Here is a 20,324-nt window from a genome sequence, read left to right as displayed (position 1 = left end):
ACGCCGCTAGGGCTGAGCAACCAATTCAATCGTTTTGGATCTTATGCGTCGATCGCCAAGCTGAATGGGCATAGCCCAATCCGGGCGAGCTTCCAGTAAGTCTCGACTCTCCGGCCCCAAACCGAAATAAGACGTAGAAACGCCTAATGTTGTCAGCTTAGCGCCAAGCGGAAGCTGCACATTAAGTTCGAGGTTTCGACAGCTTCGTCCTGAACAAACTATATTTTGCTTTTGCCCTTCTATCTCGAGGCCATTTAGAGACACAAATTTTGTCTCAGCCGAACCTTGGAGTCCTAGATAGATTCGGTCACTTTCAGGGGCGTCTATCCTTAGAGTAACAGTGCGCCGGTCTGCCCTCACGCTATCTCGAATAACATTCAGCCTCATCCCTTCAGTCGATATTTCAGGTGCCTGAGCCGATAATTCATCAGGGTCGTCGGGTGACGTGTTAAATTGCGTAACTTCGCGCATAGTCTTTGGCAACGGATCGCGCTTGCCAAACACCCATTGAGACGTCCCGTCATCCTCACTCTCCACATGCGCAATCGAAAGCGGTTGCGGGGACTCTGGGCTATAGGCCGGAACAAATATTGCGCAAATTAGAAAACCTAAACTCACTACCGCCAGACCAACAGCCGGAGCCCAGCCCAGAGGTTGACGCTTCAGTCGCTCCGAGAGGCAAAGCGGCGCGAGAAAAATAAAGCAGAAGATATATAAGATTGTTAGTGGCGCAGAGTATTCGAGAAACAACATAATTTCTGCGAAAGCGGAAGCGGGCAAAATTATCACAAGGAAAGTAATTGCTGCCAAAACCGAGAGTAAGGTCGCTACCAGCCTCGCACCTAAAAATGACAATAGTCCGGCCAAGGCTATAAGAGCCAGAGGCGGAGCAAATAAAATCAATCCGCCCGGCAAATATACGCTCATGAGGCCGCCGAAAAGGGCGAACCAAACCCATCCTGCCGATGCCAGTCGAAGACCCGACACATTGCGAGCCATAAATTTCAAAGCTAAAAACGCTCCAAGTAAACCGGCGGCGCTTTGCGCAGCGCGTAGCACCCAAGGCTGCGCAAAAGCAAAGCTTGCCTCGGGCCGGATACTCGCCACTACAAATGTCAAAGCGATCGCCAAACCTGCCCCAAGAAGGAGCGCGGCGGGCGGGAAGAAAAAGGCGCGCACGCCGCCGTCTCTATCAGATTTGACAAACATCACGATAGCGCCCAGCAAGCCGAAGGCGACTAAACCCATCCCCACAATTAGGGGCATAGACAGGATGAAAAAGCCGAAAATATCCGTATAGAGCCACTGTCCCTCAGAATCATCCATCGGCGTTTCGAGATAGGCCTCCACCGCGGATAATCCGTTAGCGCCCATATGAAATAAAGACCGTTTGTCCAAATTCGCCAGATTGTCTCCGGGCGTATGGTAGAAGGCCACGCCTTCCCCGACGGCGTAATTGGCGACATCAGGCTCCAGAGGTAAAAACTCGGTCACATCCGTATCACTGGGCATAATATCGTAAACCGCCGCCGCCAGAGAGCTCGTCAGCGGTTTTCGAATATCTGTCTTCAGAGCTTGAATGTCGCGTTGATTCGGCGTGCCCGTCTGAAACATCGCCACGGGCCCCCGCACGCCGCGTGCTTCCATACTCACAACAGACCCGATGAGAGAGGCAAAGGGGTCTTTTTTGACAAAAGAATGCGCGCCGATAAGTCCGGTCTCCTCACCGTCAGTCATTAAAACCAGTACAGGCTTGGCAAGATCACGCCCTTTCAAAACAGAGGCGATTTCAAGGCTGGCGGCGACGCCAATTCCGTCGTCGCTTGCCCCCGGCCCTGCGGGCACAGAGTCGTAATGCGAAGCAATCATCACGGCTTCAGGGCCCGGCTCGTTTAGCCAAAACATAACATTCTGAACGCGTGCGCAACTCGCGGAATTGGGGTAGGGCTTACAGATAAAGTCGTCCCGGATAATGGGCTCAAACCCTAAATCCGTGATCTCGGCAACGAGCCTTTCGCGCACTTCATCATTTGCGTCCGAGTCGACGGGATGGGGCGTTTCATCATCAAGTAAGCGTTCAAGCCGGGTAAAGGCCTCCGCCGTATCAAAAACATGATCGGATTGAATATCGGGTGGAGAGACACTTAATTGCCGCAAAGTCGCTGCTGCAAAGAGAAACACAATCAGTAAGGCCAAGCCAAAACCATTTGGTCTTTTCATAATCATTCCCCGTCGCCATGCGTCCCTTAGCGGCCCCTGCGCCATGCGATAGAAGGAAATCCGGGTTGTATCAATTATAATCTAGAAAAGGCGTTATAGCCGCGTCGCCCAGAGCAAATATTCCGTATTGCCGGAGCCGCCTTTAATGGGCGAGACATCCTCGCCTTTCACGGTCCATCCTATTCCGGTCAGCCAAGCTTTCACGTTCTCTAAAGATTGTAAGGCGAGCTCTTCGCTTTTCACCAAACCACCCCGACCAATTCCGTCACGCCCCACCTCAAATTGAGGCTTAACCAAGCTGACGAGCGCCGCGCCGGGCGCGGCCAGGGAAAGCGGAATTTCGAGAACTTTGGACAGGCCGATAAAACTTGCGTCACACACAATAAGGTCTGGCGCGAAACCAATTAAGTCTTTCGTCAATTCGCGCGCATCCTGATTTTCAAGGGATATGAGGCGGGGGTGATTATGCAGAGAGCTGTGAAGCTGCCCTTGCCCGACATCGACGGCGCAAACCCTCGCCGCGCCTCTCTCTAATAACACCTGCGTAAAACCGCCCGTCGAAGAGCCGACATCCAGGCAATGTAAACCATCTGGTTCGACCCCAAAAACCTCAAGCGCATGGACAAGCTTCAACCCGCCACGAGACACCCATGGGTGTTCAGCTTCGGCGATGACCTTTGCGCCTTTAGGAATTGTCTGAGAGGCTTTACGAGCCGCGACGCCGTCAATCGTCACTTTCCCAGCTTTGATGGCCGATTGCGCCCGGGCGCGGGAGTCGTAGTGACCCTGACTGACGAGATATTGGTCGGCTCTCATAGCAGAGAGACCTATGCCAAATTCATCTGCGCATTAAATTCTTGGCCGAGCGCTTTGAACACAGTTTCGACAATCGCGTCTGAATCCAAGCCTGCTTCTTTATACATATTGGCCGGCGTGTCCTGATCAATGAAGTAATCCGGTAAGGTCATCGTCCGGATTTTCAAACCGTTATCCAAACGCCCGGACTCCGCAAGTTCATGCAGGACAAAGGCGCCGAAACCGCCGACAGAGCCTTCTTCGATGGTGATCAGAACTTCGTGTTCATCGGCCAGTCGGCGCACCAAATCTTTGTCCAAAGGTTTGGCAAAACGGGCATCCGCGACCGTGGTGGACAGCCCTAAAGTATCAAGCTGGGTCGCCGCGTCCATCGCTTCGGCCAGACGTGTGCCATAAGACAGGATAGCCACGCGGGAGCCTTCTTTCATGACGCGGCCTTTGCCGATCTCGAGTGGCTCTGGATTTTCAGGGATTTCAATGCCCGTGGCTTCTCCGCGCGCATAGCGAAACCCGATCGGGCCGCTATCATGGGCGACCGCCGTGGCGACCATACGCGCCAGATCGGCTTCATCCGCCGCCGCCATCAGGGTGAAATTCGGAAGACAGCCCAGATAGGCAATATCGAAAGACCCGGCATGGGTCGGGCCGTCTGCGCCGACTAGTCCGGCGCGGTCCATGGCAAAGCGGACGGGCAGATTCTGGATGGCTACATCATGCACGACCTGGTCATATCCGCGTTGCAGGAAAGTCGAGTAAATGGCGCAAAACGGCTTGAATCCGTCGGCGGCAAGTCCGCCCGCAAAAGTCACGGCATGTTGTTCGGCAATTCCGACATCGAACATTCGATCGGGAAAAGCCTTACCAAAAACGTTCATCCCGGTCCCGCCTGGCATGGCGGCTGTGATACCGACAACCTTTTCGTCCTTTTCGGCCTGCTTGATCAGCTGATCTCCGAACACCGCGGTATAACTCGGCGCGTTCGGAATAGATTTGCTCTGCTCGCCGGTAACGACGTTAAACTTGCTGACGCCGTGATATTTATCGGCGGAATTTTCAGCCGGCGCGTAGCCTTTGCCCTTCTGCGTCACGACATGGATGAGGGTCGGTCCCTCTTTCATGTTTTTGACATTTTCCAGAACGGACACGAGCGCGTCTATGTCGTGACCATCGACCGGGCCTACATAATAAAACCCCAGCTCTTCGAACCAGGTGCCGCCCATAAACATGCCGCGCGTATATTCCTCGGCCTTGCGGGCCGTGGATTTAATGGGACGAGGCGCGTCTTTGACGAAGGCTTTCCCCGCGCCGCGCAGTTTTTGATAACCGCCGGAGCTGACCATCTTGGCCAGCATATGGCTCATCGCGCCAACGGGCGGGGCAATCGACATATCATTATCATTCAGGATGACAATCTGGCGGGAATCCGTGGCGCCCGCATTATTCATCGCCTCATAGGCCATGCCCGCCGTGATGGAGCCGTCGCCAATCACCGAAATCACATGTCCATCGCGGCCGTCTAAATCACGGGCCGTGGCGAATCCCATTCCGGCAGAAATAGAAGTTGAGCTGTGAGCTGCGCCGAACGGGTCATATTCACTTTCTGCGCGCTTCGTAAATCCGGACAAACCGCCGCCCTTACGGATAGTGCGCATCCGGTCGCGCCGCCCCGTTAGAACTTTATGCGGATAACATTGATGACCAACGTCCCAAATGAGCTTGTCCGTCGGGGTATTGAAGACGTGGTGAATTGCAACAGTTAGCTCGACCACGCCGAGGCCAGCGCCCAAATGTCCCCCGGTGACGGAGACTGCATCAATAACTTCGGCCCGAACTTCATCGGCCAGCTGTCTTAATTGCTCACAAGAAAACTCCCGCATATCGGCTGGGAATTTAACTGTGTCCAAAAGTGGTGTGTTCACCATTTAATTCATTTCTTTCTGTCTACTCGGTCAGGGCATCCACCCAAGCCCGAGCCTTACTTTAGATACGCCTTAATGCTGCCTTTGGAGCACAAAATCTACAGTCTCTTTCAGGGTCTGCGCTTTTTCGCCAAACGGGGCAAGGTGACCTTTTGCCTGCTTTCCTAATGCTTTCGCCTTTTCTTTCGCCTCTTCAAGACCCAAGAGTGACACAAACGTGGCTTTGCCAAGGTTTTCATCCTTGCCAACCGCTTTGCCCATCAAAGCCGCATCGCCTTCAACATCAAGGATGTCGTCCTGAATCTGAAAGGCGAGACCCATATCGCGGGCATAAGCTGACAGAGCGTTGAGCGTGGCGTCATCCGCGCCGCTCACAATGCCGCCTGCCTTCACAGCGAAGTCAATCAACGCCCCTGTCTTCATGGCCTGCAAGCGCGTGATGAGCGCTTCATCCCGGTCAGATTCTGACACGGTAATATCAATAACCTGCCCACCGATCATGCCGGAAACCCCGCCTTTTTGCGCGAGTTCGCAGACAAGCTTTGCCCGCACTGAGGGATCAGGGTGCGCATCTTCACACCCAAGCAAAGCAAATGCGTGGGTCAGCAACCCATCACCGGCTAAAACGGCTATCGCTTCATCATAGGCTTTATGAACTGTCGGCTTACCGCGGCGCAAATCATCATCGTCCATGCAGGGCAAATCGTCATGGACAAGGCTGTAAACATGGAGACATTCCAGCGCGCACCCGACGATAAGGGCGTTTTCAATATCTCCGCCGAGCATGCGAGCCGTCTCGACAACCAGAAAAGGCCGCAAACGTTTCCCGCCGCCGAGCGCAACATAGCGCATGGCCTCGGCCACGACGGCGTGTTCACCTTCAGGCTGAGGCAGGTGTGTCTCAAGCGCCGTCTCAATCTGTCCGGCTACAAAAGCGATTTGGGATTTGAATGAAAAACTATCGGTCATATTCCCTCTTCTCCCCGCTTGCGGGGGGAAGTCCGCGCGAAGCGGGGGATGGGGGGGCCATTCTCGGGCTCTACACCAAGTAGAAAGAGCCCCCCCATCGACCTCCGACTGCGTCTCCGGCCACTTCCCCCCATAAATGGGGAGAAGAGACAATCAGTGAATTTCATTTATTTGCATCTCTCAATTCTATAGCTTTCAACCAAATCATTTCTAAAACATCCTCAAGACCTTCATACACATCTCCATTTAAGAAACGAATGACTGTCCATCCCTTGGATTCAAGAAAATTTGTCCGTTTCAAATCACGAGCTTGTTCCTCATCCGTCCAATGAGTAGCCCCGTCAATTTCAATAGCGAGCTTCAGCTTTCTCTCGGCAAAGTCCAAAATATAAGGAGGAACGGGATGTTGGCGTCTAAATTTAAGGCCATCATGACGCCTACCCTTTAGCGCCAACCAAAGTTTGTGCTCTGCACTGGTTAGATCCCGACGAAGGCGGCGTGCATTAAAAATAGAGCGGCGGCGTATCTGGGTTTTATTTAGAGTCACCCTATTTTACTCATCAAAATTTTCCGTGCTGACCTTCCCGCTTCCGTCTAGAACAATTTTTTCGACTTTCATCTGCGCGTCTTTCAGCTTGGCATCGCAATGGGCTTTCAGCGCTGCGCCGCGCTGATAGATGGTAATGCTCTCCTCAAGCGGCGCGTCGCCGCGTTCGAGCCGCTGAACAATACCTTCCAATTCTTTGAGCGCGTCTTCGAAAGACAAATCTTTGATCGTTTTCTCGGCTTTAGTTTCGGCCATTATTTTTCCTCGTAATCTATAGGGCGTTCGTAGCGGCGGAAAGACCAATGCAAATCGCCGTTTTGCGAGCGCATTTTCCAGCCGCGTTTTATGAGTGAGCCTTTAAGCATTCGGTTTATCCACCCATGGGCGGAGACATAGACAATTTTTCCGTCCGTAGCATAGTCCGCTAAGCGGTCACACATGATTTCAACACGCGCTCGGGCTTCTGTGTGACTTTCTAGCCCATCGGACCAACCGAAATACCAGAAAATCCGCGCGGCGGTGCCCCAACTTTTGGGCCGCATTTTGAACTTCCCAAGGGGCGGCGACGGCAGCGCCGCCTCGATTAGATGGTCGTCTATGATATCGACCTCTCGCCCGGCGGCGAGTTCGGCGCTTTCTATCGCTCGTTTCAACGGGCTAGCGATGATGAGGTCTGCCTGATTGACCCAAAATAAAAGCTTGGGCGGGACGCGCTGGCCCTGGACAATGCCGCCTTCATCATATCGGATCCACCAATCGCGATAGCCTTGCCACGTCATATAGACCTTGCGCGACAAGGACGGTTTACCGTGCCGTGCAATGACGAGCGTATTTACAGAGCGAGCCTGGCGTGACCGCGTTTGCGGGATATCCTGCTCAGACTCCAAGGATTAGAGCTTTTTACCAAAGCGAATACCTGGACAACGTAGGCCTTCCTCGGCCTCGCACCTTTTGAAAGAGAACATCATCAAATCGGCCCTGCCGATTAGATGGGTCTGCGGTACAAAACCCGGGCCCTCGGGGGCGCGGCTATCGGTCGAATTATCGCGGTTATCGCCCATGAAAAAAACATGTCCTTCCGGCACATTAAAAGCCTCGGTATTATCTAAAGGCCCTTGATCCGTCTTTTCATAGATTAAATGGCTATCTTTTTCACCCGGAAGTTTTTCGTGGTAAACCTCCACGCCGACAACACGGCCCTTATGCTCCCGGAACAGATAGCTATCTGCTTTGTCACGTCCGACACTTTGCCCATTCACATAGAGCTGCCCACCCGAAACCTGAACTTGGTCGCCCGGCAAACCAATCATGCGTTTAATCATGATCTGACCGCTTTTTGGATTTCGAAAAACAACCACATCGCCGCGTTTGGGCAATCGAGAAAAAACCTGACCTTCGGGCAAAGGTAATTTGTGTAACAAAAACGGAAGAGAATGTTTCGAGTATCCATAAGCGAATTTCGAAACATAAAGGTGGTCGCCGACCTCAAGCGTTGGCAGCATGCTCTCACTGGGGATTTTGAAATGACCCCAGACCAAGGTCAGCATGGCTAGAACAAAGCTAAACAGGCCCAGAAAAAATTTAATTTCCGACCAGATCCATTGACCAAAATTCCGGCTTTTTTTCTCCGGCGCACTCTCTGTCGCTTGGGTCGTCATATCTATGTTATCAGCCTTCTGAGTCATCGCATAGGCAATGCCGCGTGGCGGTCGGCTTATCAAGTCAGAATTGAGGATATATCAGTACCGTGAAAGATATTTCATTGTCAGGATATCAAGAGTAAGAGACCCTATGAGACCGTTTCTGATACCTTTTTTCGCGCTTCTGCTTGTGGCGGGCTGCGCCACACCCCCCGACCCTTCTCCGCAGGCCGCGCGGCAAGGCGAATATGTGCTTGATCCCACCCATGCCAGCGTAGTGTGGTCGCTGTCTCACGCCGGACTTTCTCAATATACGGCGCGCTTTGATAAAATTTCTGGCGCGCTCGACTTTGTTCCTGAGGCGCCTGAAAACAGCCGCGTCGATGTTATCATCGACCCGATGAGCGTTCATACCGGCCTGCCGGAGTTTGACACGACAATCGCAACAGACAGCAAATATCTGGATGCGAAAAACTACCCGGAAATCCGTTTCACCTCGACCTCTATCCAGGTCACCGGAGAAAAAACCGGGGTAATTACGGGCGATCTCACTTTGAGGGGAGTTACCAAACCCGTCACTTTGAACGCGACGTTTAACGGGGTCGGTAAAAGCTTTGGTCACCCCGGCGAGACCTTAGGTTTCTCGGCGCAGGGAGAGTTTATGCGATCTGAATTCGGACTGGACTACCTCATCACGCTTGGAAATATAGGCGATAAAATCTCGCTTCGCATCGAAGCCGAGTTTAACGAGGCTCAGTAAAGTGGGCACGCGCGCGGAAGTTTTGAATGTGTTGCATTCGGGGGGGGTTGTCATCCTGCCGACGGAAACGGTTTACGGCGTTGCGGCGCGCGCGGACCGTCCCGAAGCGGTCAACCGCCTCTACGCGATCAAAGGACGGGATTTTGACAAACCTCTCGCCCTTTGCGTCAGCGGAATGGACGCCGCCAAAAATTATGTCACCTTTGACCGCCTTGCGAAACGCTTGGCCAAGAAATTCTGGCCCGGCCCTCTGACCTTGGTTCTCCCCGCGCGTGACCCGTCCCTTTTTACCCGTCTGGCACCCCAACTTTATTCCACCGCGCCTGACGGTACGCCGACCATCGCCATAAGATGCCCTGATGCCATTTGGCGGACAGAAATCACCTTTGCCAAGATTGAATATCCTGTCGCGCTGACCAGCGCCAACCGCTCGGGGGAGCCGGCTCCAACCCAAGCGTCCCAGGCGTCAAAATCCCTCGGATATGACGTCGACGACATGCTCCTCTTGGAAGATTGCCCCATGGAAGAGGCTTCGACGATCGTCAGCCTCGCCGAAAGCCCGCCCCGACTTCTGCGGGAGGGGGCTTTACCTCTCTCCGCTCTCAAGCCATTTGGTATTACATGACTGATGAAGAAAAAATCGACGCCCTTAAATCTGCCCTCCCCGACGGTGCGTGGACACAAGACGAAGATATAATCGAGCCCCATCTGACGGAATGGCGCGATAAATATTTCGGCAAGACCCCGCTCATGCTCACCCCGCGCACGACGGAGGAATGTTCGCAGGCTGTCAAAATCTGCGCCAAGCATAAAATCGCCATCATGCCCCAGGGCGGCAATACAGGATTGGTCGGCGGCAACACCCCTCAAGGCGAAGTCCTTATCTCGCTCAAGAAAATGACCAAAATTCGCGAAATAAATCCGACTTCGAACAATATGATTGTCGAGGCCGGCGCGATTTTACAAAATGTTCTCGACGCGGCGAATGAAGCCAATCGCAAATTCCCGATGACGCTTTCCAGCCAGGGCAGCTGCACGGTCGGCGGCGTTCTCTCGACCAATGCGGGCGGCAATCATGTCCTCAAATACGGCACCACCAAAGAGCTGGTCTTCGGCGTCGAGGCGGTCCTGCCCAATGGCGATATTTTCAACGGGCTGACCAATCTGCGCAAAGACAATACAGGCTATGATCTGAATCGTCTTTTCCTCGGCGCGGAAGGCACGCTCGGCATTATCACGGCGGCCTCGCTTAAGCTCTATCCCAAACCCGCCTATGTGCAGCGCGCCCTCATCGGTTTGGACAGCGTCGCCACCGCCGTCTCGCTCCTGGAGGATTTCCGCGCCGGCGGAAGGCTCGCCATGTTCGAAGTCATGCCGTCTATTGGCTACCGCGCCGTGGTCGATAATTTCGACGCCGTCCGCGACCCGTTTGAAAGCGAGTACGACTGGTATCTTCTTTGTGACTGGGAAGTCGATAGCGAAGAAGAAGGCGCGGCGCTTGCCGAATCCATTCTCGGCAAAGCTTTCGAAGCCGAGAAAGTCCTTGATGCGGTGATTGCGCAAAACGAAACACAGGCCGAGGAAATTCTCTCCATCCGCGAACATATGAGCGCGGGGCAGAAATTCCTCGGCGGCTCAGTTAAACATGATATCACCGTGCCGATTGATAAAATTCCGGAGTTTTTCAAACTGGCTGACGCCAAATGTCAGGAGGTCGCCCCCGGCTGCCGCCCGGTCGGGTTTGGCCATTTCGGCGACGGCAATATCCACTATAATGTCGCCCAACCCAAAGACGCGGATAAAAAGACGTTCCTAGAAAAATGGGACGACCTCTCCCAACCCATTTTTGATATTATTGATGAACTGGGAGGCTCCATTTCCGCCGAACACGGCATCGGGATCATGAAACGCGAAGATCTTGCCGAACGCGCCGACCCCACAAAAATCTGGCTCCTGAAATCGATCAAAAACGCGATAGACCCGGATAGGATCATGAACCCGCGGGTTATGATTTAAACGTCTCAACTCCTCCCGCTCATCCCCGCGAAGGCGGGGATCCAGTCTGAGCCAAAATCGCGGCTTTACGAGGATGAGCGGGGGTGTTGTTTTTTGTTGAAACCAATTCCCCCTTGCGCCCGTAGTGTAAATTCCTACATCAAGAACATCACAAACCCACGCGGACGTGTTCGGACACCCTGAACAGGCGTTATGAGGAAAGGATAGATATGATTACCCTGCTCTCCCCTGCAAAAAAGTTAAATGAAAACCCGGCGGAAACCGGCTTGGAAATTACGCGGCCCCGTTTCGAAGACGAAACGCGCGAACTGGCTCAGGTCGCCAAAAAGCAATCCGTGGCCGACCTTAAAAAACTGATGCATCTTTCCGATAATCTGGCGGAATTAAATGTGGACCGGTTCAGGTCTTTCAATCTCGACGGCCAGAGCAATAGCGCCCAGCCCGCAGGCCTGACCTTTGACGGCGACGTCTATTGGGGGCTGGAAGCCAAGAGCCTGTCCGATGACGATCTCGACTACGCGCAGACACACCTCCGTATTCTCTCCGGCCTATACGGCGTGCTCCGCCCGATGGACGCGATACAGCCTTACCGCCTCGAAATGGGCACGAAGCTCAAAACTAAACGCGGAAAATCCCTTTATGAGTTTTGGGACACCAAACTCGCGGAGCAACTTCGCGAAGACCTCAACGGCCATCACGACCATACCATCGTCAATCTCGCCTCGAATGAATATTTCAAAGCGGTCGATAAGGAAACGCTGGACAAACCCGTGATTGAGGCCAAATTCCTGAATATCAAAGACGGTGAGACACGGCATTTGATGTATTACGCCAAATTCGGACGCGGCCTCATGGCGCGCTGGATCATGCAAAACCGCATCGACAAGGCAGAGGATTTAAAGGCGTTCGATCTCGAAAACTATAAATTCGATAAATCGCTTTCCTCAGAGACGGAATTGGTCTTTACCAGACCTCAACCGCCGAAAAAGTCATAAGCGAAATTGGTAAATGGAAGTCAGCGACCGCAGCCCGGATAAACTTCTGAAATTCGAACAGACGGGCGAAGACAGCCCGCTTAAATTTTCTTATCGCGATTGGTGGACGGTTCTTAAACGCACCTTTGTTTCGGCCCAGCGCGATAACATAACTGTTGTCGCGGCGGGCGTCGCCTTTTTCTCCCTGCTCGCTGTCTTTCCGCTTATTTCAGCGGCGATTTCCCTCTTTGGATTTTTTGCCAACCCCGGCGATATAGACGAGATTTCTGAAACCGTCCGAGCCTTGATGCCGGGCGAAGCCTTTGACGTTATCCAAAAGCAGATTGTGACTGTTTTGGACGCGCCCGATCAAGCCGTCGGTATAGGCATTATCATTTCTCTGTCCGTCGCTGTCTTTTCCGCTGGCGCAGGGATACGCGCCATGATGCGGGCGATGAATATTGCCTATCACGAGATCGAAAAACGCAATTTCTTTCTGTTTTATCTCTATGCCGGATTAATGACGCTCGGCAGCTTTGTCTTTATCTGGATATCTCTAATCGTTATTGTCGGCATTCCGTCGGTTCTGAGGTTTCTTTACCTCGACGGGATAGTGAATTTTGTCGCCTTGACCTTGCCTTGGCTTTTACTCGTCTTGGTGTTCGGGTTTGCCGTAGGCGTGATGTACCGCTTCGGCCCGTCGCGCCGGCCCGCCCGGAAAAGATGGATTTATCCGGGCATGACGGTTGCCACTATATCTTGGCTCATCATTTCCTACGGATTTTCAAAATTCGTTTCCGAGTTCGGCAATTATAACGCCACCTATGGCAGTCTTTCCGCCGTGGTTATCTTGCTCGTCTGGCTCTGGCTCACGGCGAATGTCATCATCTTTGGCGCGGAATTAAATGCAGAGCTGGAACGTCAAACCATTGCTGACTCAACGCGCGGCCCGGCCCGGCCTCTGGGCCGAAGAGGCGCCGCCGTCGCCGATTTCAAAGCCATCGGCACAGATGAAAAACAGGCAATGGATGAAGTCGTTCATCCAAAAGAGACGAGCAATCCGGTCACGAATACGCCATCCAAAGACGAAAACAGTTAGCCAGATATCTCAGGCCGCATTTGCCTTCTTTATCAACTCCGCGCCTTCCGCGCGGCCGGAATTAACGGCTCTATCCACTTCCCAAAACACCAGATCCTCTCCGCTTCTCATGTGCTCTAAGATTTTCTCAGGGCTAGAGTCGGGATCAAGCCAATCATCCCATTTCTCCAGGGGCAGACGCACCGGCATTCGGTGGTGAAGATGTTTGACGCGGCCCGTTGCGGCGGTGGTGAGTATCGTGCAGGACAGCAGCTCTATCCCCTCATCCACCCGCCATTTATCCCACAGTCCGGCAAAGACGAACATATCGTCATGGTCCTCGGTAATGAAATTCGGCGTTTTAGGCTTTTCAACCCCGTCCCATTCATACCAGCCGCTTGTCGGGATCAGCGCGCGGCGGTGGCGAAACGGCGTGCGAAAGCTGGCTTTCTCGGCGGCCGTTTCCACCCGCGCATTAAAGAGCGGACGGCCCTCGGGCGGCTCCTTGCGCCAATGCGGATGCAGGCCCCAGCGCATTGGCACGACTTTGCGGCGCTTTCCCCCGTCAAAGGCGACGGCCGGCACAACCATGCCCGGAGAAATATTATATTTGGGCGACCAGTTCCAATCTTCGGTCAGGCTTTCTTCGGCCTTAAAACAGGCCCTAATTTCGGCTAAGTTTCCGGAAAGTGTGTAGCGTCCGCACATAGGACCTTATAGGCAAGCCGACAATGATTTGAAAAGGGCATTACGGCAAAGAGATATGACGAAACAAACTCCAGTAGATTGCGTAGGCGTGATATGTTTTCGCGGCGAGGACGTACTGCTCATCAAACGCGGAAAGCCGCCGCGCCTTGGCGACTGGTCCCTGCCCGGCGGGCGCATTGAAGCGGGGGAGACAGAGGCAGAGGCCGCTCTACGTGAGCTAAAAGAAGAAACAGGGGTGACAGCCGCTTTAGGGCCGAAAGTTCTCACCCTGCCCGCTCATTTCGAAGGCACGGATTACATCCTTCATGATTACGTCGCCGAATGGGTTAGCGGAGACGTCGTTGCCGGAGACGACGCCGCCCATGCTGAATTTATGCCAACAGAAGGTCTAGACGATCTGGGAATGTGGGATGCCACCCGAAAAGTGATTGAAACGGCAAGAGAAGCCCGAAGACGAAAGGGTTCACTGAAGAAACCTTTGGGCAGTCCCCGCGATTCAGGTTAGCTATAGATATGCGTTGCGTCCTACTCATATCCGCCTTGCTGTCGCTCTCGCTGAGCGCGCCCGCAATAGCTCAAGAAGCTCAATCGAGCGCGGCGACTGAAGCCCAGCTCAAAGAAGAAGCCCGAAAAGCCCGTGAAGAAGCCGAATTGCGCATTGAAGCGTCCATGGTCACAATGACTTCGCTTGTCGAAGCTCTTTCTAAAAACCTGGGTCAGCTCCACTATCTGCGCACTTTGTGTTTCGGGCAAGGCGACCAGAAATGGCGAAATTACGCGTCTCAAGTTATGTCTATCGAATCCCGCGGAAACCCCGAAGCCGAACGCCAAATGGTCCGGGCCTTTAACGCCGGATATTATCAGGAACAACAAAGGCACGATCAGTGCAGCCGAAATGTAAGTGTAGACGTCGCAGCTCTGTCGGAAAACGGACGGCACATTGCGGCCATGCTCGGCGACCCCTATAGAGATTATTAAAGACCATTCCCGGAGTATAATATGGCCCTGTCAAACACCCTGAAAACTGCAATGGTCGCTTACCGCGTTGCTCGGGCCTTTCCTCCGATCGTGCCGCTGGCTATTGGCGCGATGGCCGTTGTCGGCTGCGCCAAAGTTGTTACGAACGCGCAAAAAACCCAACCGCTGACAAGCCTTGCTGGGTCAGAATGGGGCTTTGAAAACAGCACCCAATATATTGCTTTTAAGTCCAAAGGCGAAGTCAGAGGCTTTGGCGGCTGCAATAATTTTTTTGGCACTTATGTTCAAGACGGTCAAGCGCTGACCTTCGGGCCGCTCGCTTCGACGAAAAAGTTTTGCCAGGGGATGATGGACGCAGAGTCGAATTTTCTACAATCCGTCCAGAACACACGCCAATATAAAGCGACCCATTTGTCGATGTCGCTCATAGACGAAAATGGCGCCGTTCTCTTACAACTTCGACGTAAAGATTGGGATTAAACCTTCCCGAAAGCTTCATTGGGTGCTAGGTCGCGGCCTGACTGTTTAGTCAACACGCCGTTTCAAAAACCTGCCTGGAAACCCGTCATGATCCAAAGCCTTGTAATCCGCCGCCCTGATGACTGGCACGTGCATCTACGCGACGGCGATATGCTGGGTGATGTTGTCAATTTCACAGCGCGGCAATTTGCGCGCGCGATTATCATGCCAAATCTCACGCCGCCTGTGACGACAGTCGATGCCGCGCGCGCTTATCGCTCCCGAATACTGGAAGCCGTTGATGAAAAGCTGAATTTCAAACCGCTTATGACGGCCTATCTGACGGATGATATGGACCCTGAAGAAATCCGGCGCGGCGCCGACGAAGGCGTCTTTACCGCTGCCAAACTCTACCCCGCAAACGCGACGACAAACTCGGCAGCGGGGGTCACAGATATTAAGAATATTTACCCCGTTCTAATGATAATGGCGGAAATCGGTTTACCGCTTCTTGTCCACGGCGAAGTCACCCATAGTGATGTTGATATTTTTGACCGCGAAGCGCGCTTCATCGAAGACGTGCTCGCGCTTGTTATCAAAGATTTTCCGGAGCTAAAAATCGTCTTTGAACACATCACAACCACGGAAGCCGTCGAATTTGTAAACTCCCACGGCGCCAATATTGCGGCGACGATTACGCCGCATCATCTGGAAATAAACCGCAATGCGATTTTCCAAGGTGGAATTAATCCGCATAATTACTGCCTCCCCATTGCCAAACGGGAAATCCACCGCTTGGCCTTGAGGCAGGCCGCTACCTCCGGCTCTTCCAAGTTTTTCCTTGGAACAGATACGGCTCCTCATCCGGTCGCCGCAAAAGAAAGCGCCTGTGGCTGCGCCGGCATATTCAATGCGCCTTACGCTCTCGAAAGTTATGCCAAGACCTTTGAAGAGGAAGACGCGCTCGACAAACTTGAAGGGTTCGCCTCTGAGCACGGGCCAAGATTTTACGGTCTACCGCTCAATGAAGAAAAAATCACTCTTGAGCGCAAAGCCTCTAAAGTCCCCGAAAAACTAACTTTGGGCGAAACAGATATAATCCCGTTCCATGCAGGCACGACATTAAATTGGTCTCTTGTGGTTTAATTGCAGCCACTTCAATTATATATGTAAAAAGAGCAGTTTTCTAAGCGCGTAGGCAACGCCTGCCACTACCGTGACACCTGCCACCATCATCACAATCAACCATCCCAATCGTTTGGCCAGCGGCGCTTGAACCTCTCCTTTTTTCGGAGGTTCGACAGGCCGGAAGGGTGACTTAGCCATGATAGCCGTCTCCCTCTTTCACCTTCCCCCAAAAGAGGCTGTGCACATAGGCCGTGTAAGCCAGAATAATCGGGAGCATAATAGCTGCGCCGATAAATAAGAGCATCAAGGCATTGTCCCGTGCCGCAGCTTCCCAAATAGTCACCTCGAACGGCACGATGTAAGGGAATATGCTAACCCCAAGCCCGACATATCCGGTCAGGAAGATACCTACTGCCAAAAGATAAGGCCGCCAATCAGGGGCCTTTTTCGAAAATAGGTCTTTCCAGAGCCACACCATAAGGCCGCCGCAGGCCAAGGGAATTGGCAACATGTAAATTGCCTTACTGAAGTCAATCGCGGCCATGGACACGCCCCATTTTGCCGTAACGCGCGGATCGATCGATAATGTCGCAAAGCTCACCAATGCCATGCCGAGCACAGTTCCAATCAAGCTACGTTTCGCCCATTTAATAGAACCGTCACGTAATTCGCCCTCTGTTTTCAAAATCAACCAAGTCGTGCCGAGCAAAAGGTAGCCCGCCACCATGGACAGGGCGACCAGAACAGAAAATGGCGTGAACCAATCAAATGTGTGGCCGGCAAACGCACGGCCTTCGACAGTGAAGCCTTGGATGAACCCGCCTAGAATGAGTCCCTGCGATAAGGTCGCTACTAAGGAACCATAAGCAAAGGCGGCATTCCAGAATTTCTGCGTGCGTTTTCGAACGGCCTTGTGCCTAAATTCAAACGCCACGCCTCTGAAGATCAAAGCGGCTAACATCAGCAAAATGGGAAGATAAAAAGCGGGCATGAGGATGGCATAAGCTAATGGAAAGGCCGCGAATAAACCTCCGCCGCCGAGCACAAGCCAAGTCTCATTCCCGTCCCAAAACGGCTCGATCGTCGCCGTCATCATATTTCGTTCCTGATCGGAAAAAGCAAAAGCGGTCAACATGCCAATGCCGAGATCATAACCGTCAAAGGCAACATAAAGCATGACGGCAATAGCGATAAAGACGGCCCAGATATGAGGGAGATCGAGAAATTCCATTATACTCTCCTAATCTTCATCATGCTTTGACACATTTTCACGTGCATTGGAGACATCGCCCTCTCCCGCAGGAGAGTTTTCTTTTTCGCCCATATCATCGACAGATCCCATTGGCGTACCAGGTGCGCGGCGCTCTGTCTTAGGCCGATCCGTTTCCTTATCGTCAAATCCACTGGTTGCGATACGCAACATATAAATGACGCCCGCCGTAAAGATAATGGCGTAAACGACAATAAATATCAGAAGCGACGTCGCAACTTCGGCTGCGCTGACCGGCGATAAGCTGTCTTCTGTTCGTAAATAGCCATAAACCGTGTAGGGCTGACGCCCGACCTCGGTCACGACCCAACCGCTAATGACCGCAACAAAGCCAAGCATTCCGCCGGGCACGGCAAGCCAGTGAAACAGACCTGGTTTATCTATGGTTCCGCGAATCCATTTAAAACAGCCCCAAACCCCCAAACCTAATAAAACGAGCCCGCAACCCACCATTATTCGAAAAGCCCAGAATACGATAAAGACGGGCGGATGATCCCCGTCGAAGTCATTCAGCCCTTGGATAACCTCATCCTTAGGCAGGCCCATAACCGTGTTCCCTAAACCGGGAATGGCGAGTTCATATTTACTACTGCGAGTTTCTTCGTCGGGAATTGCAAATAAGACAGTATCCTGGGCGGATTTCGTTTCCCACCACCCTTCCATCGCCGCAACTTTGGCCGGTTGATAATGATGCGCCACCTCCCCGGACCAATGTCCCGCTATGATTTGCAAAGGCATGAGCACAAGCAAAGTCCCCGCCGCCATCCGCATCTGCCAACGGGTGGGTTTTTGGTCGTGTCTACGGAGCGTTTGCCACGCCCCGGCCGCCAGAATGACGGCCGCCGTCGTAATGAACGCGGCCAGCATCATATGAACGTAACGGGACGGGAAGCTGGGGTTGAAAATAACTTCCATCCAGCTTGTGGCATAAAATTTACCCTCGTCATCCATTGCAAAGCCCTGCGGCGTTTGCATCCAGCTATTGGCCGCCAGAATCCAAAAGGCTGAAATCGATGTCCCGACCGCCACGCAGCAGGTCGAGAAAAAATGCAGGCCCCGTCCGACCTTTTTCCAGCCAAACAGCATCACGCCCAAAAATGTGGCCTCAAGGAAGAAAGCTGTCAGAACTTCATACCCCAAGAGAGGCCCCATAACGCTGCCGGTTTTATCGGCAAAGACCGCCCAATTCGTGCCGAATTGGTAACTCATCACCACGCCTGAGACGACGCCCATAGCAAACGCCAGAGCGAAAATTTTCACCCAGTGAAGATAAAGCCGTTTGTAAGTCTCGTTCCCCGTTTTCAGCCACAGCCCCTCACAGACTGCCAGGAATGCCGCCAATCCGATCGTGAAGGCCGGGAATAAAATATGAAACGCAATGACAAAGGCAAATTGCAGACGGGAGAGTAATAAGGCGTCAAATTCCATCGAATGACTCTTCGTTTAAGGCGGGTGCAAATCCCCTCCAGACATCCAACTCCTACAAGATGGGAGCTGCGGCCTTCAAGGGTACAGACTGTCGCGCCTACCACCAAACGTGGAAGACCGGCGACTGTGACGCGGAGAGGTTTATTTTTCGAAGCCAAGGACTAAGCTTGGGAAATTCTCAGGAAGGAAAAGTGACGGAGGTCAGAGCTTTGCTGACTTGTATAACAACAAGTCCCAGAACGGACCTTAAGGTTTTAGATTTTGAACACGCGTTTAGCGTTACCGCCTAGAAAGAGTTCTTTGGCTTCATCACTCAAGGCAAGACGATCTAAATGTTCCAATGCCTTTTGGGGGAAAATCATAGGGTAGTTCGTCCCAAAGAGTACCTTCTTTGCTCCATGACCTCTCATAAATGCGATGAGTTCCTCGGGATATCGTTTTGCTGTGTATGCTGATGTGTCAATAAATACATTTTCGTGTTTCGTCGCCACGGCAATCGCTTCCTGTGTCCACGGGTACCCGATATGTCCCCCAACAATGACCAGTTCGGGGAAGTCCAATGCGACCTGGTCCAAATAAATAGGGCGACCGACTTCAGAGGACATGAGAGGACCCGTATGGCCAATTTGAGTGCAAAATGGTACGCCCATCTCACAACACGCCACATAAATAGGATAAAACCGTCTATCTGTTGGCGGAGCCTCAGATAACCACGGCAATACTCGTATCGCTTTGAAACCTAAGTCTTCTACACAGCGTTTTATTTCGCGAACCGCCTGCATAGGCTTGGATATATCGACTGAGCCAACGCCAATTAGCCTGTCAGGGTATTTTTTTACGAAACTGGCGACTTCATCATTGGAAATCATGTCCCGACCGGGGGCCTGCCATGCAGATATCAAACTTTTCTCAATTTTCGCCGCATCCATCGCGGCTATGGTTAGAGAAAGAGGAATCTCCTCTTTTGGCGGTTCAGTTTTATTCCATCTATGAAGTGAAGCAAAAATTGGGTCTTGCGCGTGTCTCAAAGTCGGGTGCTGTGCCCATGCATCTATAATCATATCCAAGAATAGTAAATTTATCTGAGGGTGTGAAGAGTTTATATATAATCACACCCTCATAACAAATCATTGGGCTTAAAGTCCGCATCGCCCCCTAAGGGGGCATTGAAGCAATATTTGTGGTCTAATTAATGCCCTTCCGCGATCATCCCTTTTAAAACCTCAATCCCTTCAACCTTTTACAAAAAAATTAAGAGATAGATCCGCACTTTCCATTTTGGGGGTATATTGAAACTCGTTCTTCTGAACACGGACAGGAACGCGTCAGGTTTTGGTTCAGGGGACGGCGAGGTTGAGCATTGGATGATAACACATCCGACTGTGCCGGGCCTGTTATGGTGTGCTTGCCTGCC

The 20,324-nt window shown here is 52.6% G+C and carries 22 protein-coding genes; 9 read left to right on the top strand and 13 right to left on the bottom strand.

Annotation, left to right across the window (positions count from 1 at the left end; translation table 11 throughout):
- Positions 1-6 precede the first annotated feature (6 nt).
- The 8 genes from ACNA05_RS10500 to lepB form a co-directional block, all read right to left on the bottom strand.
- The gene (locus ACNA05_RS10500) at positions 7-2,220 is read right to left on the bottom strand and encodes a M28 family peptidase (protein WP_415811440.1); all 2,214 of its coding nucleotides are present in this window, start codon (positions 2,218-2,220) and stop codon (positions 7-9) included.
- A gap of 93 nt (positions 2,221-2,313) precedes the next feature.
- A complete protein-coding gene (locus tag ACNA05_RS10495; RefSeq protein WP_415811439.1) occupies positions 2,314-3,036 on the bottom strand; it encodes a TlyA family RNA methyltransferase in 723 nt (240 codons plus the stop codon).
- Between the two features lie 11 nt (positions 3,037-3,047).
- Positions 3,048-4,958, bottom strand: a complete 1,911-nt coding sequence (gene dxs, locus ACNA05_RS10490; protein WP_415811438.1) for a 1-deoxy-D-xylulose-5-phosphate synthase — start codon at positions 4,956-4,958, stop codon at positions 3,048-3,050.
- A gap of 69 nt (positions 4,959-5,027) precedes the next feature.
- Entirely contained in the window at positions 5,028-5,924 is an 897-nt protein-coding gene (locus ACNA05_RS10485; protein ID WP_415811437.1) for a polyprenyl synthetase family protein, read from the bottom strand.
- A gap of 163 nt (positions 5,925-6,087) precedes the next feature.
- Positions 6,088-6,471: an endonuclease domain-containing protein gene (locus ACNA05_RS10480; protein WP_415811436.1), complete on the bottom strand. Its 384-nt coding sequence runs from the start codon at positions 6,469-6,471 to the stop codon at positions 6,088-6,090.
- Positions 6,472-6,477: 6 nt separating this feature from the next.
- A complete protein-coding gene (locus tag ACNA05_RS10475; protein ID WP_415811435.1) occupies positions 6,478-6,726 on the bottom strand; it encodes an exodeoxyribonuclease VII small subunit in 249 nt (82 codons plus the stop codon).
- A complete protein-coding gene (locus ACNA05_RS10470) occupies positions 6,726-7,358 on the bottom strand; it encodes a histidine phosphatase family protein (RefSeq protein ID WP_415811434.1) in 633 nt (210 codons plus the stop codon). Before ACNA05_RS10470 ends, ACNA05_RS10475 begins: the two co-directional genes overlap by 1 nt.
- Positions 7,359-7,361: 3 nt before the next feature.
- On the bottom strand, positions 7,362-8,156 hold the full coding sequence (gene lepB / locus ACNA05_RS10465; RefSeq protein WP_415811433.1) for a signal peptidase I: 795 nt from the start codon (positions 8,154-8,156) through the stop codon (positions 7,362-7,364).
- A 106-nt stretch (positions 8,157-8,262) separates the two neighbouring features.
- Here lepB and ACNA05_RS10460 point away from each other — a divergent pair, with 106 nt between their 5' ends.
- From ACNA05_RS10460 to ACNA05_RS10440, 5 genes are all read left to right on the top strand, one after another.
- The gene (locus ACNA05_RS10460; RefSeq protein ID WP_415811432.1) at positions 8,263-8,871 is read left to right on the top strand and encodes a YceI family protein; all 609 of its coding nucleotides are present in this window, start codon (positions 8,263-8,265) and stop codon (positions 8,869-8,871) included.
- A gap of 28 nt (positions 8,872-8,899) precedes the next feature.
- Positions 8,900-9,496 (top strand): L-threonylcarbamoyladenylate synthase, encoded by a 597-nt coding sequence (locus ACNA05_RS10455; protein ID WP_415811431.1) that lies wholly within the window; start codon positions 8,900-8,902, stop codon positions 9,494-9,496.
- Positions 9,493-10,887 carry an FAD-binding oxidoreductase gene (locus ACNA05_RS10450; RefSeq protein ID WP_415811430.1) on the top strand — a complete coding sequence of 465 codons (1,395 nt, stop codon included), beginning with the start codon at positions 9,493-9,495 and terminating at the stop codon, positions 10,885-10,887. Before ACNA05_RS10455 ends, ACNA05_RS10450 begins: the two co-directional genes overlap by 4 nt.
- A gap of 209 nt (positions 10,888-11,096) precedes the next feature.
- The gene (gene yaaA, locus ACNA05_RS10445; protein WP_415811429.1) at positions 11,097-11,882 is read left to right on the top strand and encodes a peroxide stress protein YaaA; all 786 of its coding nucleotides are present in this window, start codon (positions 11,097-11,099) and stop codon (positions 11,880-11,882) included.
- A gap of 13 nt (positions 11,883-11,895) precedes the next feature.
- Positions 11,896-12,960 (top strand): YihY/virulence factor BrkB family protein, encoded by a 1,065-nt coding sequence (locus ACNA05_RS10440; RefSeq protein WP_415811428.1) that lies wholly within the window; start codon positions 11,896-11,898, stop codon positions 12,958-12,960.
- Positions 12,961-12,969: 9 nt separating this feature from the next.
- Here the strand turns inward: ACNA05_RS10440 and ACNA05_RS10435 are convergent, their stop codons facing one another.
- Entirely contained in the window at positions 12,970-13,647 is a 678-nt protein-coding gene (locus ACNA05_RS10435) for an SOS response-associated peptidase (RefSeq protein WP_415811427.1), read from the bottom strand.
- Between the two features lie 55 nt (positions 13,648-13,702).
- On the opposite strand from ACNA05_RS10435, the gene ACNA05_RS10430 reads away from it, so the two are divergent.
- The 4 genes from ACNA05_RS10430 (at position 13,703) to pyrC (ending at position 16,230) form a co-directional block, all read left to right on the top strand.
- Positions 13,703-14,152, top strand: a complete 450-nt coding sequence (locus ACNA05_RS10430; protein WP_415811426.1) for an NUDIX hydrolase — start codon at positions 13,703-13,705, stop codon at positions 14,150-14,152.
- Between the two features lie 8 nt (positions 14,153-14,160).
- Positions 14,161-14,625 carry a TIGR02301 family protein gene (locus ACNA05_RS10425; RefSeq protein ID WP_415811425.1) on the top strand — a complete coding sequence of 155 codons (465 nt, stop codon included), beginning with the start codon at positions 14,161-14,163 and terminating at the stop codon, positions 14,623-14,625.
- A 21-nt stretch (positions 14,626-14,646) separates the two neighbouring features.
- Entirely contained in the window at positions 14,647-15,105 is a 459-nt protein-coding gene (locus ACNA05_RS10420) for an META domain-containing protein (RefSeq protein ID WP_415811424.1), read from the top strand.
- Positions 15,106-15,192: 87 nt separating this feature from the next.
- Entirely contained in the window at positions 15,193-16,230 is a 1,038-nt protein-coding gene (pyrC, locus tag ACNA05_RS10415; protein WP_415811423.1) for a dihydroorotase, read from the top strand.
- Between the two features lie 15 nt (positions 16,231-16,245).
- On the opposite strand, the gene ACNA05_RS10410 is transcribed toward pyrC, so the two are convergent.
- From ACNA05_RS10410 to ACNA05_RS10395, 4 genes are all read right to left on the bottom strand, one after another.
- Positions 16,246-16,410, bottom strand: a complete 165-nt coding sequence (locus ACNA05_RS10410; RefSeq protein ID WP_415811422.1) for a hypothetical protein — start codon at positions 16,408-16,410, stop codon at positions 16,246-16,248.
- Positions 16,403-17,443 (bottom strand): cytochrome d ubiquinol oxidase subunit II, encoded by a 1,041-nt coding sequence (cydB, locus tag ACNA05_RS10405; protein ID WP_415811421.1) that lies wholly within the window; start codon positions 17,441-17,443, stop codon positions 16,403-16,405. The genes ACNA05_RS10410 and cydB overlap by 8 nt, the downstream gene beginning before the upstream one ends.
- Positions 17,444-17,452: 9 nt before the next feature.
- Positions 17,453-18,910: a cytochrome ubiquinol oxidase subunit I gene (locus ACNA05_RS10400; RefSeq protein WP_415811420.1), complete on the bottom strand. Its 1,458-nt coding sequence runs from the start codon at positions 18,908-18,910 to the stop codon at positions 17,453-17,455.
- A 254-nt stretch (positions 18,911-19,164) separates the two neighbouring features.
- Entirely contained in the window at positions 19,165-19,971 is an 807-nt protein-coding gene (locus tag ACNA05_RS10395; protein WP_415811549.1) for an amidohydrolase family protein, read from the bottom strand.
- Positions 19,972-20,324: the final 353 nt, after the last annotated feature.

Source organism: Litorimonas haliclonae, assembly GCF_965138505.1.
Lineage (GTDB): Bacteria > Pseudomonadota > Alphaproteobacteria > Caulobacterales > Maricaulaceae > Litorimonas > Litorimonas haliclonae.
This window is presented reverse-complemented; position numbering and strand designations above follow the sequence as displayed.

Coding starts and splice junctions, on each gene's coding strand:
- ACNA05_RS10430 (WP_415811426.1), top strand. CDS start 13,703: ATGACGAAACAAACTCCAGTAGATTGCGTAGGCGTGATATGTTTTCGC.
- ACNA05_RS10475 (WP_415811435.1), bottom strand. CDS start 6,726: ATGGCCGAAACTAAAGCCGAGAAAACGATCAAAGATTTGTCTTTCGAA.
- pyrC (WP_415811423.1), top strand. CDS start 15,193: ATGATCCAAAGCCTTGTAATCCGCCGCCCTGATGACTGGCACGTGCAT.
- ACNA05_RS10500 (WP_415811440.1), bottom strand. CDS start 2,220: ATGAAAAGACCAAATGGTTTTGGCTTGGCCTTACTGATTGTGTTTCTC.
- ACNA05_RS10435 (WP_415811427.1), bottom strand. CDS start 13,647: ATGTGCGGACGCTACACACTTTCCGGAAACTTAGCCGAAATTAGGGCC.
- ACNA05_RS10495 (WP_415811439.1), bottom strand. CDS start 3,036: ATGAGAGCCGACCAATATCTCGTCAGTCAGGGTCACTACGACTCCCGC.
- yaaA (WP_415811429.1), top strand. CDS start 11,097: ATGATTACCCTGCTCTCCCCTGCAAAAAAGTTAAATGAAAACCCGGCG.
- ACNA05_RS10460 (WP_415811432.1), top strand. CDS start 8,263: ATGAGACCGTTTCTGATACCTTTTTTCGCGCTTCTGCTTGTGGCGGGC.
- lepB (WP_415811433.1), bottom strand. CDS start 8,156: ATGACTCAGAAGGCTGATAACATAGATATGACGACCCAAGCGACAGAG.
- ACNA05_RS10395 (WP_415811549.1), bottom strand. CDS start 19,971: ATGATTATAGATGCATGGGCACAGCACCCGACTTTGAGACACGCGCAA.
- dxs (WP_415811438.1), bottom strand. CDS start 4,958: ATGGTGAACACACCACTTTTGGACACAGTTAAATTCCCAGCCGATATG.
- ACNA05_RS10485 (WP_415811437.1), bottom strand. CDS start 5,924: ATGACCGATAGTTTTTCATTCAAATCCCAAATCGCTTTTGTAGCCGGA.
- cydB (WP_415811421.1), bottom strand. CDS start 17,443: ATGGAATTTCTCGATCTCCCTCATATCTGGGCCGTCTTTATCGCTATT.
- ACNA05_RS10400 (WP_415811420.1), bottom strand. CDS start 18,910: ATGGAATTTGACGCCTTATTACTCTCCCGTCTGCAATTTGCCTTTGTC.
- ACNA05_RS10450 (WP_415811430.1), top strand. CDS start 9,493: ATGACTGATGAAGAAAAAATCGACGCCCTTAAATCTGCCCTCCCCGAC.
- ACNA05_RS10410 (WP_415811422.1), bottom strand. CDS start 16,410: ATGGCTAAGTCACCCTTCCGGCCTGTCGAACCTCCGAAAAAAGGAGAG.
- ACNA05_RS10425 (WP_415811425.1), top strand. CDS start 14,161: ATGCGTTGCGTCCTACTCATATCCGCCTTGCTGTCGCTCTCGCTGAGC.
- ACNA05_RS10420 (WP_415811424.1), top strand. CDS start 14,647: ATGGCCCTGTCAAACACCCTGAAAACTGCAATGGTCGCTTACCGCGTT.
- ACNA05_RS10440 (WP_415811428.1), top strand. CDS start 11,896: ATGGAAGTCAGCGACCGCAGCCCGGATAAACTTCTGAAATTCGAACAG.